This is a genomic window from Brevibacterium limosum (assembly GCF_011617705.1).
In the GTDB taxonomy this organism is placed as follows: Bacteria; Actinomycetota; Actinomycetes; order Actinomycetales; family Brevibacteriaceae; genus Brevibacterium; species Brevibacterium limosum.
Genome location: NZ_CP050154.1, coordinates 3,760,550 through 3,777,292, shown reverse-complemented (window position 1 = coordinate 3,777,292; position 16,743 = coordinate 3,760,550). Strand labels below are relative to the sequence as shown.

Genomic DNA, 16,743 nt, shown 5'->3' with positions numbered 1-16,743 from the left:
TGCGCAGACACGAACAGGAAGGACAGCCGCCCAGGCGGTCGAACGACGGATGAACAGACGGAAGGCGACGGCCTGGACGGCCGGTGTGGGGGCACTCGCGCTCCTGCTCAGCGGCTGCGAAGCCCCCAGTGGGGGAGACTCGGACCTGGTCATCGGCACGGAGAACCTCGGCGGGTACAACCCCGTCAACGGCTACTCCGTCGACGGCAACTCTCCCTTCTACGACGGGCTGCTGCGGTTGCAAGAAGACTCCGGTTCCGGGGAGATGCCCGAACTCGCACCGGCACTGGCCGCAGAGGAGCCGCAGTCGAACGACGATTCGACGGAGTGGACGGTGCAGCTGCGCGACGATGTCACCTTCTCCGACGGATCGGACTTCGACGCGAAGGACGTCGCCGCCACCTATGAGGCCATCGTCGATCCCGAGGTGGCGTCCGAATCCGTCGACGCCTTCCGCATGATCAAGACGGTGAAGACCCCCGATGACCACACGGTCATCTTCGAACTCGACGAACCGACCCCCACCTTCACCTCGCGCTTGGCCGTCGGCATCCTGCCGTCCGAAGCCATCGAAGAGGGCACGCCGGCCGCGGACTGGAAGGTCAACTCCGAACCCGTGGGCACCGGTGCCTATACCCTCGACTCGCTCACCGCGGACACCGCGGTGCTCAAGGCCCGCGACGACTACTGGCGGACGACGCCGGAGCTGAAGTCCGTGACCCTGCAGGCCTATGCCGACACCTCCGCGCTGGCCGCGGCGGTCAAGGACGGCAAGGTCTCCGGCGCCGCCGTGCCCCCGCGCTCGGTCGACCAGATCAAGGGCGATGGGCAGGAGATCTATACCGCCCGCACCGCCGACTGGCGCGGACTCACCCTGCCCAGCGACAACCCATTCACCAAGGACGCGAAGGTCCGCAAGGCACTCAACCTCGCCATCGACCGTCAGAAGCTGGTCGACGAGGTGCTCGCCGGTCATGGCACACCCGCCTCGACGCCGGTCGGCGAGTTCTACGGTGACGCCTATGACCCTGGTGCCGAGTTCGACGTCGACCTCGACGAGGCGAAGAAGCTGCTCGACGGGGCCGGGTGGAAGGAAGCCGACGGCGGAGTCCGTAAGAAGGACGGGAAGAAGGCCGTCATCGCAGTCACCTACCCGGCAGGAGACACGGTGCGCGGTGACATCGCCGCCGAGATCTCCGCACAGCTGGAGAAACTCGGTGTGAAGCTCGAGATCAAGGGCCAGGAATGGGACGACATCGAGAAGGACCTGGCCGGGCAGGCCATCGTCTACGCCGGTGGCGAGCAGCCCTACAATATCGACCACCAGATCAGGGCCTCGCTGCACACGCAGACGAAGACCTCCGGGGTCTTCGACAACCCCGCGAACATGGCGGTCCCGGGAGCCGATGAGCTGCTCGACCATGCCGCCGTCGAAACCGACCGGGCCGAGGCCGATGCCGACTACCGCGAAGTGCAGTCGAAGTACATGGAGGCGCCGAGCTACCTCATCGTCGCCTTCCTCGAACACACCTACGTCGCCGACACCGAAGACTGGGATGTTCCCGACACGACGTTCGAACCACACGTCCACGGCTCCGATTGGGGACCGTGGTGGAATCTGGCCGACTGGAAGAAGAACTGACATCGCACCCGACCGGTTCCAGGTCATCCCGGATCCGGCACATCGTGGCCCGAGGCGGAATCGTCCTCGGCGGGATGATCCTTGCCGGCTTGGCCGGCGGGGCAGGAGTGTTCGCCCTGTCCGCGGCCTCTCCGTCGAACCCCTTGGCACACACCGTGGCCGGGTGGGAATTCGCCTCCGCGGAGGCTCGGGAGAATCTCGCCGCCGCCTATGACACCGGAGGCTGGCCGGGTGTGTGGTGGCAGTGGCTGCTGACCACGGTCACGACCGGTGACCTCGGGTATTCGCGGCTGCTGCACACTGATGTGACCGAGGTGGTCCTCGGCCGCGGACTCAACACCATGGCCGCCACCCTGTGTGCCGTGGTGATCACTGCGGTCATCGTGCTCATCGCCTCCGTGGTGCTGGCCAGATTCCCCGGGCTCGCTCACAATTCGGCCACCTCGGGGCTCATCGGCGCCTGGCTGGCCGTGCCGTCGTTCCTCATCGCGCTCATCATCGTCGTGGCCTTCGGACGCCAGCTGCCGAACCCGGCGACCAGCGCCCCCATCACCCTCATTCCTCCAGTGGCGATCACGATCGCTCTGGCGTGGTCGGCGATGCTCATCGCCGCCGCCCGATCCGCCGCCGCCGAGGTGTGGTCGACGCCGTGGGCGCGCGCCCTCATCGGCCGCGGCTTCTCCTCGACGGCACGGGTGCGCACCGTGCTGCCGTCGGTCGTGGCGGCCGTGCGGGCTCCGGCTGTCATCTATGTTCCCGTCGTCGTGCTCGGTGAGGCCGCCGTCGAAGCGGTCCTGTCCTATCCGGGCCTGGGCAATGCCCTCGTCGAGGCGGCGGCCGGTGCCGACCTGCCGCTGCTGGCCACGGTCACGGCGATCGCCGCGGCCGTCACGACCGGACTGGTGCTCGGTGTGCGCTCGTTCGGCGCCGGCGGTGACGACCGATTCCTCGCCGCCGGTGCGGATGCCGGTGTGCTCGGGAAGGGGTACGCATGAACCGGCGGATCTGGGGCACCATCATGCTTGGGATCGTGCTCATCCTGCTCATCTGCGGACGGTTCATGCCCGGCGAGGGCACCGACTTCTCGCGCGCACTCCTGCCGCCGGGCCTCGGCGGGCTGCTGGGGACCGACCATTTCGGTCGCAGCGTGGCCGTGACCGTGTGGGATGCCGCGGGCGGTTCGGCTCTGGCCGCGCTCATCACCGCGGCCGTGACCACCGCGATCGGCGCCGGCCTCGGTGTGATCTCGACCCTGTCTCACGGTCTGTCGAAGGTGTCGACGGGACTGCTCATCGCCACCTTGGTCGTGCCGTCGATGCTGTTCACCTTCATCGTCGTCGGCATCCTCGGTGGTGGTCGCACGGCGATCATGGTGACCGTGGCACTGACGCATTGGCCGTTGGCGGCTCAGCTCATCGGACCGAAGGTGCGGGAGGAATGGGCCTCCGGGTGGGTGCGGTTCGATCAGCGCCTCGGTGCCGGTCGAGTCCAGATCCTTCGGTGGCACGTGCTGCCGGCGGCCGGGGGACGGGTGGCGGCGGCCATGGCCGTGATCTTCCCGTCGGCGGTCGTGCACGAGGCGACGACCGCGTTTCTGGGGATCGGTGTCGATCCGGCCGCGGTGTCGCTGGGGCCGCTGATCGCGTGGGGGCAGTCGGATATGACGGTCGGGGCGTGGTGGACGCTGGTCGTGCCGACGTGTGCGCTCATGCTGCTGCTTCTGCCGCCGACGATCCTGGCCCGCCGCCTCGGAGAGAGGCCCCGATCGCTGTGACTGCTCTTCATCTCCGTGACATCACGCTGAGTCTGCCGGGCACCGGTGAGGTGCTGTCAGCCCTCGACCTCGGGATGCGCGTCGGGGGCATCACCTGGCTCGTCGGCGAATCGGGGGCCGGGAAGTCCACGCTGTGCAATCTGCTCGCCGGCCTCAGTCCCGTCGATGCGAAGGTCAGCGGGGTGCTGGATCTCAGTGAGATCGTCGGCGACCGTGATGGGCGGGGTGCCCGTGGGAAGCGCGACATCGCCGAGGCGGCTGGACCCGGAGGCGGTCGGATCGACCTCGGCACCGGTCGGGGGCGCCGCGCGATGGCGACGATGCGACGTGGCGGGGTGATCGCCTGGGCTCCGCAGAATGCCATGGACACCTTCCCGCCGGCGATGCGCCTGGCCGAGTGGTTCGCTCGGGCGGGGCTCGACAGTCCCGACCTGGCACCGTTTGGATTGGAGAACTCGATCCTTCGCAGGCTGCCGCATCAGGTCTCCGGAGGACAGATCTCGCGCATCTCCTTGGCGGCGGCGGTGGCGAAGTCCCCGCGGCTGCTCGCCTGCGATGAGCCGACTGCGGGCCTCGACCCCGAGCAGGCCGACGCCGTGGTGGGCGTGCTCAATGCACAGGCAGCGGCCGGCAGCCGCGCCGTGCTCGCGGTGACTCACGACCTGTCGGGTCTGCAGCGCAATGCCCGTCCCGGCGATCGAGTGGCCGTGGTCTTCAACGGACATATCGTCGAGAACGGCTCGGTCGCGGACTTCTTCGCCGGTCGCGCCGCGAATGCCTATGTTCAGGCCCTGGCCGCGGCCGCACCTGCGGCAGGCGCGCACCCGCTGCCGCTGGCCGACGGGCCTCGACCGAAGCCGTGGGTGTACAGGGCCGGGGACGAGCTGCGCCGCCTCGGCGAGGGTACGGTCGATGGGGGAGGGCCCAAATGAGGCTGACAGACGTGGTCATCGACTACGGTTCGACCCGTGTCGGACCGGTCGACGCGGACGTCCCCGCGGGGACGGTGACGGTGCTTCAAGGCGCGTCGGGCAGCGGAAAGACCAGCGTGTGCCTGGCGATGACGGGCTTCCTCACGCCCAGCAGCGGGCAGATCGAGGGGGACCTCGGGGTGCTCGTTCCGCAGAACCCGCGCGAATGGCTCAACCCGCGCCTGACCGTCGCCGAGGTCATCGAACACACTCGCGCCGCGCGTGGTGCCGGTGGTGCAGGACGGGACCGTGTTGCCTCCGGTGGTGCCGGGAACAGCCTCGGCCTGCCGGCCCTGCTCGATCGGGCGCTGCTCGGCCCGGAGCTGGCTCAGCATCGCTGCGGCGAGCTCTCGGGCGGTCAGGCGGCACGCGTGTGCATCGCCCGTGCGCTGGCCAGCGGCATCGACACCATCGTCTGCGACGAGCCGACGGCGGCGCTCGACTCGTCGAATGCCGCACGGATCGCCTGGCTCATCAACGACCTCGCCGAGGCGGGGAAGACGATCGTCTGGGCGACCCACGACCGAGACCTCGTCGCCGCCACCGACGTGGGCTATTCCTTCGTCACGCTCTGATCGCGGCCGGCGGGCCCTCAACCGGCTCGGCCCCCGCCGGGTCCAGGATCGTCATCACGTTCTGAACAGGTCATCAGGGCAAATCCAGATGACCAGTGCGAAACGTGACTCATCAGGGGACGAAATGTGATGACGTTTTCGGCTCGCGTCACTCCGCCGCGGAATCTGCTCTCACCGCCGGTCGGATCGTCACCCACCGGCGCACCGCGAGGACGAGTGCTGCGATGAGTCCGACGATGAGCAGCCCGTCCGCGGCGATGTAGAGCAGATGCAACGATGACCCGCCCTCGTCGACGCCGGCGAGCACAGCATCGGTGCGCTGGTTGAGCAGCGGTCGGATGACGATGACCTTGATGATGAGCACCGCGATGAGCCCGCAGGCCACGCTCCGGTAGGCCCGGTCGACGCCCGACTTGAGCAGCGCCCACAGCAGGATCACGGCGATGACCAGCTCGACCCAGTTCATCACGCCGAACACCAATCGGCCGATGCCCAACCCCAGCGGGATCGTGATGCCCGGGGCCGTGAACTTCAGCGGCGCCTCGATGAGCGAGATGCCGATGATGAGCCCGAGCCAGACGGCAGGCAGGATGATCCGAGCGCCCGCCGCCAGTCGCGAGTCATCGGTGCTGAAGAAGTGAGTCATGATCCCGATTCTACCCTTCGTAGAAAAATGTCTGCCGCGTCCGATCCGCGCCCGACCAGTCTCACCGCCGCACCCGCTCTAGACTGGTGTCCATGCGTCTGTTCTCCAACGCCGTCGTGCGCACTTTCGCGCCCCGGACCGCCACGAACACCCCTGCAGCGCCCACTGCCGCGACCTTCGACCTCACCCGGCCCGCCCCCGATGCGATCCTCGTCGACGGGGAGACCATCGTCGCCGTCGGCACCCGGGCCGAACTCCTCGACATCGCCGCCGCGCAGTCGTCGACGACTGCGGCGCTCGCCTCGGCGGGTGGGGTCGGCGCGACCACGGTCATCCCCGGCCTCGAGATCGACGAGATCGACTGCAGCGGTCAGGTCATCCTGCCCGGATTCGTCGACGGCCACATCCACTCGGTCATGTACGCCGACTCCCTGACAGATCTCGACCTGTCCCAGACGAAATCGCTGACCGAGGCGGTCGCGGCCATCCGCGAACGCGCCGATTCCCTCCCGGTGGGCTCCTGGGTGGTCGGCTCCGGGTGGGACCTCAACAAATGGGATGTGCCCGATTATCCGGACCGAACGCTGCTCGACGCCGAGGTTCCCGACCATCCCGTGGCGATGTGGTCACTCGACCTGCACACCCTGTGGGCCAACGCCCACGCTCTCGAGATCGCCGGAATCGACGCGGCGACCCCCGATCCCTCGGGCGGGAGCTTCGTCCGCGACGACGACGGGCAGCTCACCGGTCTGGTGCGCGAGGACGCCACCGACCTCGTCGCCCGCTTCATCCCCGAACCCAGCCGCGAGGAACAGGTCCAACGCCTCGCCACCACACAGGAGCTCTTTCTGTCCCAGGGGCTGACCGGGATCCACGACTTCGACGGCATCGCCGCGACATTGGGGTGGAGCGACCTGCACGAAGCCGGACGACAGGACATGCGGGTCACGCTGTTCCTGCGCTCACCGGAGGTGCCGTGGGCGATCGAGACCGGGTGGCACACCGGCGACGGAGACGACTGGCTGCAATGCGGGGGACTGAAGCTGTTCTCCGACGGGGCACTCGGCTCACACACCTCCCACATGTCCTCACCGTTTCCCGACACCGACGGTGAGACCGGGAACTTCGGCATCGCGCAGATGACCGAGGACGAACTCTTCGACCAGGCGCACATCGCCACCGAGGCGGGGATCTCCGTGGCCATCCACGCCATCGGCGACCAGGCGAACCACCATGTGCTCGCCGTCTACGAGCGGCTGCGCGACATTACGCAGGCCGCGGAAGAGAAGTTCGACCGGCCCATACGCCACCGCGTCGAACACGCCCAGTTCATCCAGCCGACGGACGTCACCCGTTTCGCCGAGCTCGGGGTGATCGCATCCATGCAGCCGCGTCACTGCATCTCCGACCTGCACTTACTCCACCTCATCGACGAATCCGCACAGCTGGCCGCCTACGCCTGGCCGGACCTGCTCGACGCGGGTGCGCACGTCGTCTTCGGCTCCGACGGCCCCGTCGAACCCGCCAACCCCTTCGCCGCGATCTATGCGGCGATGACCAGAGCCGATATCTCCGGTGACGCGTCCACGACCTTCCAGGCACACCGTCGCCTGAGTGCGGTCGAGGCGATCCGCCTGCACACTCAGGGTCCCGCTTTCGCCGCCGGACTCGAGGACCGCCGCGGATACCTGGCTCCGGGCATGGACGCCGACTTCATCCTCGTCGACACCGATCCGTGCGCAGCCGAAGGGCTCAACCCTGATGCGACTGCCGCCGGACCCGACGACCTCCTCGGCTACGCTTCCGAGGAAGCCTTGTTCGCCCACGCCGAGGCGATCCGAGACACCCGAGTCGCACTCACCGTCGTCGGCGGCGAGATCAGATACCGGGCCTGACCTGCGGCCCCCTCAGCAACAGCCCCAACCTCAGCCGCAGCCCCCAGCCCCAACCGTCGCCCCCCTCAACATCAACCGACAAGGACATCCCCGCATGCCCCGCTCGTTCCTGGCCCAGGCCCGCAAGGTCGACGAGGCGACCCCGGACACCCGCAGCCGCGAGGTCGACTTCCTCCGGGCCGCGGCGATCACCGTCGTCGTGCTCGGCCACTGGACGATCATCGCCGTCAGCGTCGACGGCGGAATCGACCCGCACGGACTGCTCGACCAGGCCCGGTGGACGCACCCTCTGACCTGGGTGTTCCAGGTGATGCCGATCTTCTTCCTCGTCGGCGGCTACTCCAATGCTCTGTCCTGGCGTTTGGCACGCCGGCGGCAGACCGGCTACGCCGAATGGCTGCGGGCCCGCCTGCGCCGACTCGGCCTCCCGCTCATCCCGCTGCTGCTCGTGTGGCTGGCCACCTGCGTCATCGCCCTGGCCGCCGGCGCCGAACCTGCCTCGGTGCAGCTGGCGTCTCAGATGGCACTCGTGCCGACCTGGTTCCTCGCCGCGTACCTGCTCGTCGTCATCGTCGCCCCGCCGTGTCTGATCCTGTGGGAGAGATGGGGCTGGTGGTCGATCATCGTCGGGGTCGGCCTGGCCGGCCTCATCGACCTCATCAGCATCGTCGCCGAGAGCAGGCTCGCCGGCTACCCGAACTACCTGCTCGTCTGGGCGAGCTTCCACCAGTTCGGCTACGCCTGGCTCGACGGCCGACTGACCAGCCTGAAACGCTGCCTGCTGCTCTTCGTCATCGGAGCCGTCGGCCTCGGACTCCTCGTCGGCTTCGGCCCCTACCCGGTCTCGATGATCACCGCAGGCACCGACACGATCTCGAATTCCGCCCCGACCCGAGTGACCATGGCCTTTCTCGGCATGGCCCAGGCCGGAATCGTGCTCATCCTCCAGCGTCCGCTGGCGAAGCTCCTGCGCAGTCCCGGACTCTGGCTCCTCACGGTGCTCGTCAACCAGCGCATCATGACCTGGTTCCTCTGGCATCTGACCTCGTTGACGGCCCTGGCCAATGCGCTCGTTGCCCTCGGCGCCGATGCCCTCCTGCCGACTCCGCTGACCGGGATCTGGTGGCTGACCCGCCCGCTGTGGGCTCTCGTCCTGCTCGCGATCACCGGTGTGCTCGTCGTGATCTTCGGCCGATTCGAAACGCCCGCGCCCGACGACCGGCCTGCCCCTCCCATGTGGATGCCGATCGCCGCCTCGGCGACCATCTGTGCGGGCCTGGCCATCATGGCCGACACCGGGATGGTCGACGACGGCGTCACCTGGATCTGGCCGCTGCTGCCGCTCATCGGCATGGTCGCCTTCGGCGTCGTCCGCCTCCCCGGCAGGCGAACGACGGAGAGCTGATCCTCGGCGAGGGCAGGCTCGATCAGATGTTGCGGCCGCCGGAGATCTCGGTGACGGTGCCGGTGAGGTAGCTCGACAGGCCGGAGGCGAGGAACAGCACGACGGATGCGACCTCTTCGGGTTCGCCCGGACGGCCGAGCGGGATCTCGGCGAGCTTCGAATCGATGGCGTGCTGGGGCATGGCCGCGGTCATCGCGGTGTTGATGAAGCCGGGCTGGATCGCGTTGATGCGGATGTTCTTGAACGCGACCTCCTTGGCCACGGCCTTCGTCATACCGACGATGCCCGCCTTCGCCGCGGAGTAATTCGACTGTCCGGGGTTGCCGACCTTGCCGCTGATCGAGGACACGTTGACGATCGAGCCGCCGCGATCCTGTTCGCGCATGAGCGCGGTCGCGACCTTGAGCCCGTTCCAGGTGCCGCGCAGGTGCACGGAGATGACGTCGTCGAACTGCTGCTCGGTCATCTTCCGGATCGTCGCATCGCGGGTGATGCCGGCGTTGTTGACCCAGATGTCGACGCCGCCGAAAGCGGTCGTGGCCGCCTCGGCGAGCTTCTCGACGGCGGCGAGGTCGGCCACATTGCACACGGCGCCGGTGGCGACGCCGTCCCCGCCGAGTTCGACCACGGCCGCCTGCAGGCTCTCCTCGTTCATATCGGCGAGGACGACCTTCGCGCCGGAGTCGACGAGGCTGCGGGCCATCGCCAGGCCGAGGCCCTGTCCGCCGCCGGTGACGACGGCGACCTTGCCGTTCAGCAGGCCGGGGACGGCGGTGACTCCGCCGGTTTCGGTGATGGTGATGCCGGAGTTCCCGGTCGTGGATTCAGTCATGTGATGCCTTTCTTACGTGGTTGGTTGTTCTCAGAGGTTGAACTGCGGCTTGTGTGCGCCTTTGAGGAGCTGGCGGGCGACGACGACGCGCTGGACCTCGGAGGTGCCTTCATAGATGCGGAACAGGCGAGCGTGACGGTAGAAGCGTTCGACCGCGGATTCGCGCATATAGCCCATTCCGCCCTGGATCTGCACGCCCTTGTCGGCGATGCGGGCGAGGGCTTCGGAAGCGAAGAGCTTCGCCGAGGAGGGGCCGAGCTTGCGATCGGTCTCTGCGTCCCAGCGCTGCGCGGCCGACAGGACGAGCGCCTTGGCGGCAGCCACCTCGGTGTAGATATCGGCGAGCATCGCCTGGACGAGCTGGAACCGGGCGATCGGCTCCCCGCCCTGTTTCGCCTCGGCGGCGAAGCGCACGGATTCGTCGAGGATGCGGATGGACTGGCCCACGCAGATCGCGGCGATGTGCAGGCGACCCTTGTTCAGAGAGGCCATGGCTGCGTAGAAGCCCTTCTCCTCCTCACCGCCGATGAGGTTGGCGGCGGGCACGCGGACGTCGTCGAAGAAGATCTCCGAGGTCCAAGCTCCGGCCTGACCCATCTTGTGATCGTGCGGGCCGACGGTCACGCCTGCGGACTTCGTGGGCACGAGGAAGACGGAGATGCCCTTCGACCCGGTGGCGTTCGGGTCGGTGCGAGCGAAGACCATGAGCACATCGGAGGCCTCGGCATTGGTGATGAAGCGTTTCGAGCCGTTGATGATGTAGTCATCGCCAACGCGTTCGGCCTTCGTGCGCAGGCCCGAGGGGTCGGAACCGGCCTCGGACTCGGTGAGGGCGAAGGAGGCGACGACGTCGCCGGAGGCCAGACGGGGCAGCCACTCGGACTTCTGCTCATCGGTGCCGTAGCTGACGAGCACCTGTCCGGCGATGCCGTTGTTCGTGCCGAACAGCGAGCGGAACGACGGGGTCGTGTAGCCGAGTTCCATGGCCAGGAGCGCGTCCTGTTCGGCGTTCAGGCCCAGGCTGCCGTACTCCTCGGGCAGGGCCCAGCCGAAGAGTCCCATCTCGGCGGATTCCTTGATGATCGACTCGGGAAAGGCGTCCTCGTCCTCGACCTGGGTCTCGAGGGGGACGACCTTCTCGCGCACGAATTCGCGCACGGCTGCGAGGATGTCGTCGAGTTCCGAGTTGTCCATTGCTGTGTCTCCTTCGGACGGACGCTGTGCAGGTGTCTGCGGCCAGGCGTCGGGGGTGAGGTTCTGACTGGATGAGTGCGAACTGGTGCGGTCTAGAGGCTGTCGAGCCAGGCACGGACCCGATCGGAGTCGGCGCCGAGCTCCGGCGGTGCGAGATCGTAGGAGACCTGCGACCTCGACAGGGTGATCGGGTTGCGGACGGTCGGGACGACGCGTCCGCCGCTGCCGGTGTCCACGACCGGCTCCAAGCCGAGGCTCTTGGCGTGTTCGACGCCTTCGGCGATCGTGTTGATCGGGGCACAGGGCAGCCCGGCGGTCGAAAGCCTGTCGAACCATTCCTGGGCGGTGTGGGCCCGAAGGGCCTCGAGCAGCTCGGGCTCGAGGGCGTCGCGGTTGGCGTTGCGGTTCTTCGCGTCGGCGAATCGTTCGTCGTCGCACCAATCGGGGCGGCCGACCACCTCGGCGAGGATCCGGAACTGGCCGTCATTGGCCGCGGCGACGATGATCTCGCCGGACTTCGTGGCCATCGGCTGGTAGGGGTAGAGACTGGGGTGGGCGTTGCCCATCCGGGTCGGATCGACGCCCGCGGCGGCATAGGCGCCGGACTGGTTGGCCAGGCCGGACATGGCCGAGGACATGAGGTTGGTCTCGACGAGCTGACCCTCTCCGGTCAGGGTGCGGTGCTGGACGGCGGCGAGAATGCCGATCGTCGTGTGCAGGCCGGTCATGACGTCGAAGACGGCGACACCGGCGCGGTACGGCGAACCGTCGGGGCTGCCGGTGACCGACATGAAACCGGACAGCGCCTGCATGAGGAGGTCGTATCCGGGCAGCGGGTTCTCACGCCCGAAACCGGTCACCGAAGCATAGACGACCGTCGGATTGGTCGTGGAGACGCTGTCGAAGTCGAGGCCGTACTTCGCCAGCCCGCCGGGCTTGAAGTTCTCGACGACGATATCGGCTTCGGCCGCGAGCTTCTGCGCGGTGGCGAGGTCGTCGGGGTCGGTGAAGTCGAGGACGATGTCGTACTTGTTGCGGTTGATCGACAGATAGTAGGTGGCGTCCTCGTCGCGTACCGGCGGAGCCCAATGCCGGGTGTCATCGCCCTTGGGTCCTTCGACCTTGATGACGGTGGCGCCGAGGTCGGCGAGCATCATCGTCGAATACGGTCCGGCGAGGACGCGGGAGAAGTCGACGACGATCTGTCCCGACAGCGGACCCGAGCCGGCGCGGGGGAGGAACTCCTCGAGGCGGTCGTGGGCAGGCGACCGGCGGTGGTCGTGCTCAGAAGTGGTCGACTGCTTCATCGTCGAAAGTCTTCCTGTCTGTCGTGGTCCGGCGGCGCTGCTGCGCGCTGTCGGGCTCGGCATTCGAGGCTCGAGCCTGCGCGGTCGGCGCGTGGTCCGTCCCACCATATAACAAAACCGGCAATAATGTACATGCATTATTATCAAGACGGATATCGGCGCGGAGTGGGAAGAAGGGCAGTCGATGGAGATTCAGCAGGTCAAGGCGTTCCTCGCCGTCGCTGAGGAGCTGCACTTCGGTCGCGCGGCCGAGCGGCTCGGGATGCTGCAGCCGCCGCTGAGCCGCACGATCCGTGCGCTCGAGGACCACCTCGGCGTCGATCTGTTCCGGCGCACGACCCGCCATGTGGCGCTGACCGCGGCGGGGGAGGCGATGCTGGAGCCGGCTCGGAAGATGGTCGAGTACCGATCATTGGCCGCCGAGGCGGTGCGCCGGGCGGCCGACGGAGAGACGGGGCGCATCGAATTCGGATTCGCCCGCTCGTCCTCGCGCAGGCTGGCCGCCGCGCTCGTGGCCGCATCGACTGAGCACAGACCGGGGATCAGCTTCGGGCTCGAGTCCGATGTCTACGCCGAGGAGGGGATCACCCGCCTCGTCGACGGCTCGCTCGACCTCGCCCTCGTGAGGTGGGCGAAGCGGCCGCCCGGGGTCACGGGCCGGGCGGTGATGGTCGAGCGGCTCTCGGCCGCACTGCCGGTGGGGCATCGACTGGTGGGACGCGCCTCGGTGCGGGTGGATGAGCTCGCCGACGAGGATTTCATCGCTCTGCCCGAGCACCCGAGCTCGACGCTGCGCGAGACGACGCTGCGGCTGTGCCACGAAGCGGGATTCTCGCCGCGGCTGGTCCAGAGCGCGCCGGATTCACAGACGATCGGGGCTCTGGTCGCGGCCGGGGTCGGCATCTCGATCACCTTCGACTCGGTGTCCGCCGCCACGCGTGAGTCCGGCACCGTCGCCGTGCCGCTCGACATCCCCGACGAGCCCACGAAGCTCTACCTCGCCCACCGCACCGACCACGGAAAGGCATCCGTGGAGGCGGTGCTCACCCTCGCCGAGGCGGTCCTGCCGACCGTGGAATGAGGCACCGACCGCCGGCTGGGCGCAGTGTCAGCCCTGCTGTCCGATGGTGTTGCAGCTGGCGTCCGGCGGTGCTCACAGCCCCGCGTTCCAAGTGTCGAGGCGGTGCTCACAGCCTCGCGTTCCAGATTTCGAGGCGGTGCTCACAGCCGCGCGTTCCATGTGTCGAGGCGGTGGCGGAGATCCTCGGCGGTCATGTCCGTGAGACCGATCCCGTGATAGTTGGGCAGCCAGGTCTCGACGCGTTCGTGGGCACGTGCCGCGGCTTGGACGTCCCACGCGCCGATGTCGGAGATGCGGCGGCCCAGAAGACGTTCGTATTCGTCGAGGAGGATGTGCGCCGCCTCGGGGGAGCCGAGGAGCACGAGATCCTGGCGGCACCAGGCGAGGTCGACGCCGCGCGGTCCGCGGCTCGCGCCCGACCAATCGACGATTCCGGTGAGGCGTCCCCGCGCCCAAAGGGCATTGCCGGTCCAGAAGTCCGTATGTGTGAGGACGGGATCGGTCATGTCGAGGCTCACCCACTCCCGTTGTGCCCGAACGGCGAGGGCTGAGTCTCCGTTCGGCGGGGACTGCGGCGTCGGAGGCAGGCCGGTCCCGTCGAGCGCGTGGATGCGAATCAGGGCTGCTGCCATCTCGCGGGCGATGGTGGTCAGTGGCGTCGCCGGATCCGGTGCTGAGCCCGGCACGCGGGTCGTGACGATGACCGGGTCGTGCAGGTCTGTGCTGTGTGCGACGAGGTGGGGGACGAGATCACCGAGAGGGGCCAGCCGATCCAGCACAGCGGTCTCTCGGATCGCTGCGTCGTGGCCGACGGGGAACAGGCGGACGACGAGCTCCTCGTCTCCGACTCGGGCCGCCGCTGTCACCGCGTGCTGACCGCCGGCAAGGGCTTCGACGAAGCTCAGCTCCCGCCCGAGCAGGGCCGAGGCCGAAGCGAGGGCGCGTGCGAGACGACTGCCGTCGGCGGTTCTGAGCTGCCGCTTCAGCCCTTCGGCATAGCGCCCGGCCATCATCTCCTGCGCGGCCACCGTCACTGGAGCGGCCAGGCGAAGCAGCGGATGAGCAGGAACGGAATCGGCGCTGATGGTCACGCCGAGGCGGCCGCCGGACCCGATGGACACGAGGAAGGTCTCCTCCCCGTCCTCGAGATGCCCCGGCAGAGTCCGATAGGTGAACCCGGCCCGGTCCTCCTCGTCGACGACTCTGGTGACGACGCACGAACCGACCGGCACGAGCAGATCCCGACCGTGCAGCCGCCTCGGCGAGATCGGCCATACGGGATTGAGGTGGAGATCGACGATCTGGCCTGCGGTCACGCGCCGGGCGGGGCGGACGACGACGCCCGCGAGCTCCTGGAGCGTCCACGAGAAGACGGCCTCCCGAGCGAGCGGGAACCGGTCGGCCGGACCGAGGTCGAGATGGAACTCGAGGTGATTCATGTCTTCATTCTCGTCCCAACTCAATGCCGCTGTCCTTGTCTTCCTTCGGTGCCCATGCCTACGATGAGAACTGATCGCTGAACGAACGCTCGCTTCACAGCGTTTCGCCAGCTCAGCACCGAATGCTCATGTCACCGCACGAACACTGGAGTTCATCTATGTCAGACAGCACCTCAGCCACTCAGCCGGCAGCCGCCTCGGCGGCTCCGAAGTCCGGTCGTCGGTTCGAAGGGCAGGTCGCCGTCATCACGGGTGCCAGCCGTGGCATCGGGCTCGGAATCGCTCGGCGGCTCAACGCGGAGGGGGCCACTGTCGTCCTCACCGCACGCAAGCCCGAGGCGCTGAACGAAGCGGCCGCCGAGTTCCCCGAAGGCACGGCGCTCGCCATCGCCGGCAAGGCCGATGACCCGGCTCACCGGGCAGAGGTGTTCGACACGGTCGCGCAGAGATTCGGCCGCCTCGATGTGCTCGTGGCCAACGCCGGGATCAACCCCGTCTACGGGCCGCTGGTGGACATGGACCTCGATGCCGCGCGGAAGATCTTCGACGTCAACGTCCTCGGCACGCTGTCCTGGGTGCAGGACGCTGTCCACCACCCGGGCCTGAACTTCCGAGGGAACAGAGGCCGCGTCGTGACCCTGTCGTCGGTCGCCGGACAGGTCCCGAGCGAGGGGATCGGTTTCTACGGTATTTCGAAGGCTGCGGTCTCGCATCTGACGAAGACGCTCGCAGTCGAGCTCGGTCCCGACATCCGCGTCAATGCCGTCGCCCCGGCGGTCGTGAAGACGAAGTTCGCGACCGCGCTCTACGAGGGCAGGGAAGAGGAGGTCGCCTCCGCGTACCCGGTCAAGCGCCTCGGCACTCCCGAGGACATCGCCGGTGCCGTCGCCTATCTCGCCTCCGACGACGCCGACTGGATCACCGCCCAGGTGCTCACCGCCGATGGGGGAGTCGTCACCGCCGGCGGCAGCGCCTGAGACTGAGCCTGCGGCTCGATTTCAGGTCGCCATCGGATACTTCTCTTGACGGAAAGTATCCGATGGCGACCTAAGTTCTTTGCGGTACCTTTCTGAGGCGCATTGGTGGGTCGATCCACGGTGTTTCAGGCGTGGAAACCACCGTGGATCGCCCCAACAATCCAGTGCAGAAGGTGTTCGCTGCCGCGTGCGGGCAAGCGGCAGCGCCTGAGCGCCGGTCGCTACTTCACCGGGAGGCCGGCGGCGTGGGCGCAGATGAGTCCGTAGCGGTCGGCCAAGTCCGCTGGTGTCAGCTCGCCGCCGGTCCGGTACCACTGTGAGACACCTGTGCAGATCGTCGTGATCGCACGTGAGGCATCACGCGGGAACTCCGTGCTGAAACTGCCGTCGGCAACACACTCCTCGACCACCTCGTCGAGGAGTTTCTGCTGCCGGTCACGCGCGGCGATATGGGCGTCCCGGTGCTGATCCTGCAGGGCCCGGATCTCGCTGAACGCGATGAAGGCGAGATCCGACTGGTGAGCGTGGAAGAGCAGCAGGCATTCGATGAGCCGATCGAACCGCGCGGTCGGCTCCTGCCCTCCGTCGGCGAGTGCGGCGACGCTGCGCTGCCACAGATCCTCCATCGCCAGGCGATCGATCTCGGCGAGGATCGCGTGCTTCGACGCGAAGTGATGATAGAGACCGGGCACTGACAGACCAGCGGCACCGGCGAGTTGGCGGATGCTCGTGCCGTGGAAGCCGCCTTTGACGAAGCTGTCGAGCGCGGACTGGAGGATCGGCGTCAGCAGTGGCGCGTCGTAGTCTCGCCAGTCGGGCTTGGGTGTGTTGCTCACGGGGTGTCCTTGCCTGATCCGTCTCACTGTCTCGTCATCCCTAATCTACGGCCAATCCGGCCCGGCGGTTCCATTTGACCGCCGAGGCATCCCGCCGCGCGCCCTTGCGCCCGACCACCATGTGACCTACGATACAGAACTAACCGAGCGAGCGCTCGGTCGGCCACAA

At 67.8% G+C, this 16,743-nt stretch carries 15 protein-coding genes; 9 read left to right on the top strand and 6 right to left on the bottom strand.

The features are described 5' to 3' along the window. The first annotated feature begins 49 nt into the window (after nt 1–49). Genes GUY37_RS16920 through GUY37_RS16900 form a run of 5 tightly spaced genes read left to right on the top strand, consistent with a single transcriptional unit; the run spans nt 50 to nt 4,962 of the window. Entirely contained in the window at nt 50–1,642 is a 1,593-nt protein-coding gene (locus GUY37_RS16920) for an ABC transporter substrate-binding protein (protein WP_166828051.1), read from the top strand. A gap of 44 nt (nt 1,643–1,686) precedes the next feature. Further along, on the top strand, nt 1,687–2,637 hold the full coding sequence (locus GUY37_RS16915; RefSeq protein WP_166828048.1) for an ABC transporter permease subunit: 951 nt from the start codon (nt 1,687–1,689) through the stop codon (nt 2,635–2,637). Continuing rightward, the gene (locus tag GUY37_RS16910) at nt 2,634–3,416 is read left to right on the top strand and encodes an ABC transporter permease subunit (protein WP_166828045.1); all 783 of its coding nucleotides are present in this window, start codon (nt 2,634–2,636) and stop codon (nt 3,414–3,416) included. Before GUY37_RS16915 ends, GUY37_RS16910 begins: the two co-directional genes overlap by 4 nt. Further along, nucleotides 3,413–4,348 (top strand): ATP-binding cassette domain-containing protein, encoded by a 936-nt coding sequence (locus GUY37_RS16905; protein WP_166828042.1) that lies wholly within the window; start codon nt 3,413–3,415, stop codon nt 4,346–4,348. The genes GUY37_RS16910 and GUY37_RS16905 overlap by 4 nt, the downstream gene beginning before the upstream one ends. Continuing rightward, a complete protein-coding gene (locus GUY37_RS16900) occupies nt 4,345–4,962 on the top strand; it encodes an ATP-binding cassette domain-containing protein (protein ID WP_166828039.1) in 618 nt (205 codons plus the stop codon). The genes GUY37_RS16905 and GUY37_RS16900 overlap by 4 nt, the downstream gene beginning before the upstream one ends. 148 nt (nt 4,963–5,110) lie before the next feature. Here GUY37_RS16900 and GUY37_RS16895 read toward each other — a convergent pair whose 3' ends face one another. Then, nucleotides 5,111–5,608, bottom strand: coding sequence for a hypothetical protein (locus GUY37_RS16895; protein ID WP_166828036.1), 498 nt, complete (start codon nt 5,606–5,608; stop codon nt 5,111–5,113). Nucleotides 5,609–5,700: 92 nt separating this feature from the next. Between GUY37_RS16895 and GUY37_RS16890 the strand changes: the two genes are divergently transcribed. Further along, nucleotides 5,701–7,503: an amidohydrolase gene (locus tag GUY37_RS16890; protein WP_166828033.1), complete on the top strand. Its 1,803-nt coding sequence runs from the start codon at nt 5,701–5,703 to the stop codon at nt 7,501–7,503. Nucleotides 7,504–7,597: 94 nt separating this feature from the next. Next, complete coding sequence (locus GUY37_RS16885) at nt 7,598–8,908, top strand: acyltransferase family protein (RefSeq protein ID WP_166828030.1); 1,311 nt, start codon at nt 7,598–7,600, stop codon at nt 8,906–8,908. 22 nt (nt 8,909–8,930) lie between these two features. Here the strand turns inward: GUY37_RS16885 and fabG are convergent, their stop codons facing one another. The 3 genes from fabG to GUY37_RS16870 form a co-directional block, all read right to left on the bottom strand. Continuing rightward, nucleotides 8,931–9,740: a 3-oxoacyl-ACP reductase FabG gene (fabG, locus tag GUY37_RS16880; RefSeq protein WP_166828027.1), complete on the bottom strand. Its 810-nt coding sequence runs from the start codon at nt 9,738–9,740 to the stop codon at nt 8,931–8,933. A 30-nt stretch (nt 9,741–9,770) separates the two neighbouring features. Next, on the bottom strand, nt 9,771–10,934 hold the full coding sequence (locus GUY37_RS16875; protein WP_166828024.1) for an acyl-CoA dehydrogenase family protein: 1,164 nt from the start codon (nt 10,932–10,934) through the stop codon (nt 9,771–9,773). A gap of 92 nt (nt 10,935–11,026) precedes the next feature. Continuing rightward, the gene (locus GUY37_RS16870) at nt 11,027–12,241 is read right to left on the bottom strand and encodes a CaiB/BaiF CoA transferase family protein (protein ID WP_166828021.1); all 1,215 of its coding nucleotides are present in this window, start codon (nt 12,239–12,241) and stop codon (nt 11,027–11,029) included. Between the two features lie 184 nt (nt 12,242–12,425). Here GUY37_RS16870 and GUY37_RS16865 point away from each other — a divergent pair, with 184 nt between their 5' ends. Then, entirely contained in the window at nt 12,426–13,322 is an 897-nt protein-coding gene (locus GUY37_RS16865) for a LysR substrate-binding domain-containing protein (RefSeq protein WP_166828018.1), read from the top strand. Nucleotides 13,323–13,462: 140 nt separating this feature from the next. On the opposite strand, the gene GUY37_RS16860 is transcribed toward GUY37_RS16865, so the two are convergent. After that, nucleotides 13,463–14,761, bottom strand: coding sequence for a DUF1990 family protein (locus GUY37_RS16860; RefSeq protein WP_166828015.1), 1,299 nt, complete (start codon nt 14,759–14,761; stop codon nt 13,463–13,465). A gap of 158 nt (nt 14,762–14,919) precedes the next feature. Between GUY37_RS16860 and GUY37_RS16855 the strand changes: the two genes are divergently transcribed. Beyond that, on the top strand, nt 14,920–15,738 hold the full coding sequence (locus GUY37_RS16855; RefSeq protein WP_166828013.1) for an SDR family oxidoreductase: 819 nt from the start codon (nt 14,920–14,922) through the stop codon (nt 15,736–15,738). Nucleotides 15,739–15,959: 221 nt separating this feature from the next. Here GUY37_RS16855 and GUY37_RS16850 read toward each other — a convergent pair whose 3' ends face one another. After that, nucleotides 15,960–16,574, bottom strand: coding sequence for a TetR/AcrR family transcriptional regulator (locus GUY37_RS16850; RefSeq protein WP_166828009.1), 615 nt, complete (start codon nt 16,572–16,574; stop codon nt 15,960–15,962). Nucleotides 16,575–16,743: the final 169 nt, after the last annotated feature.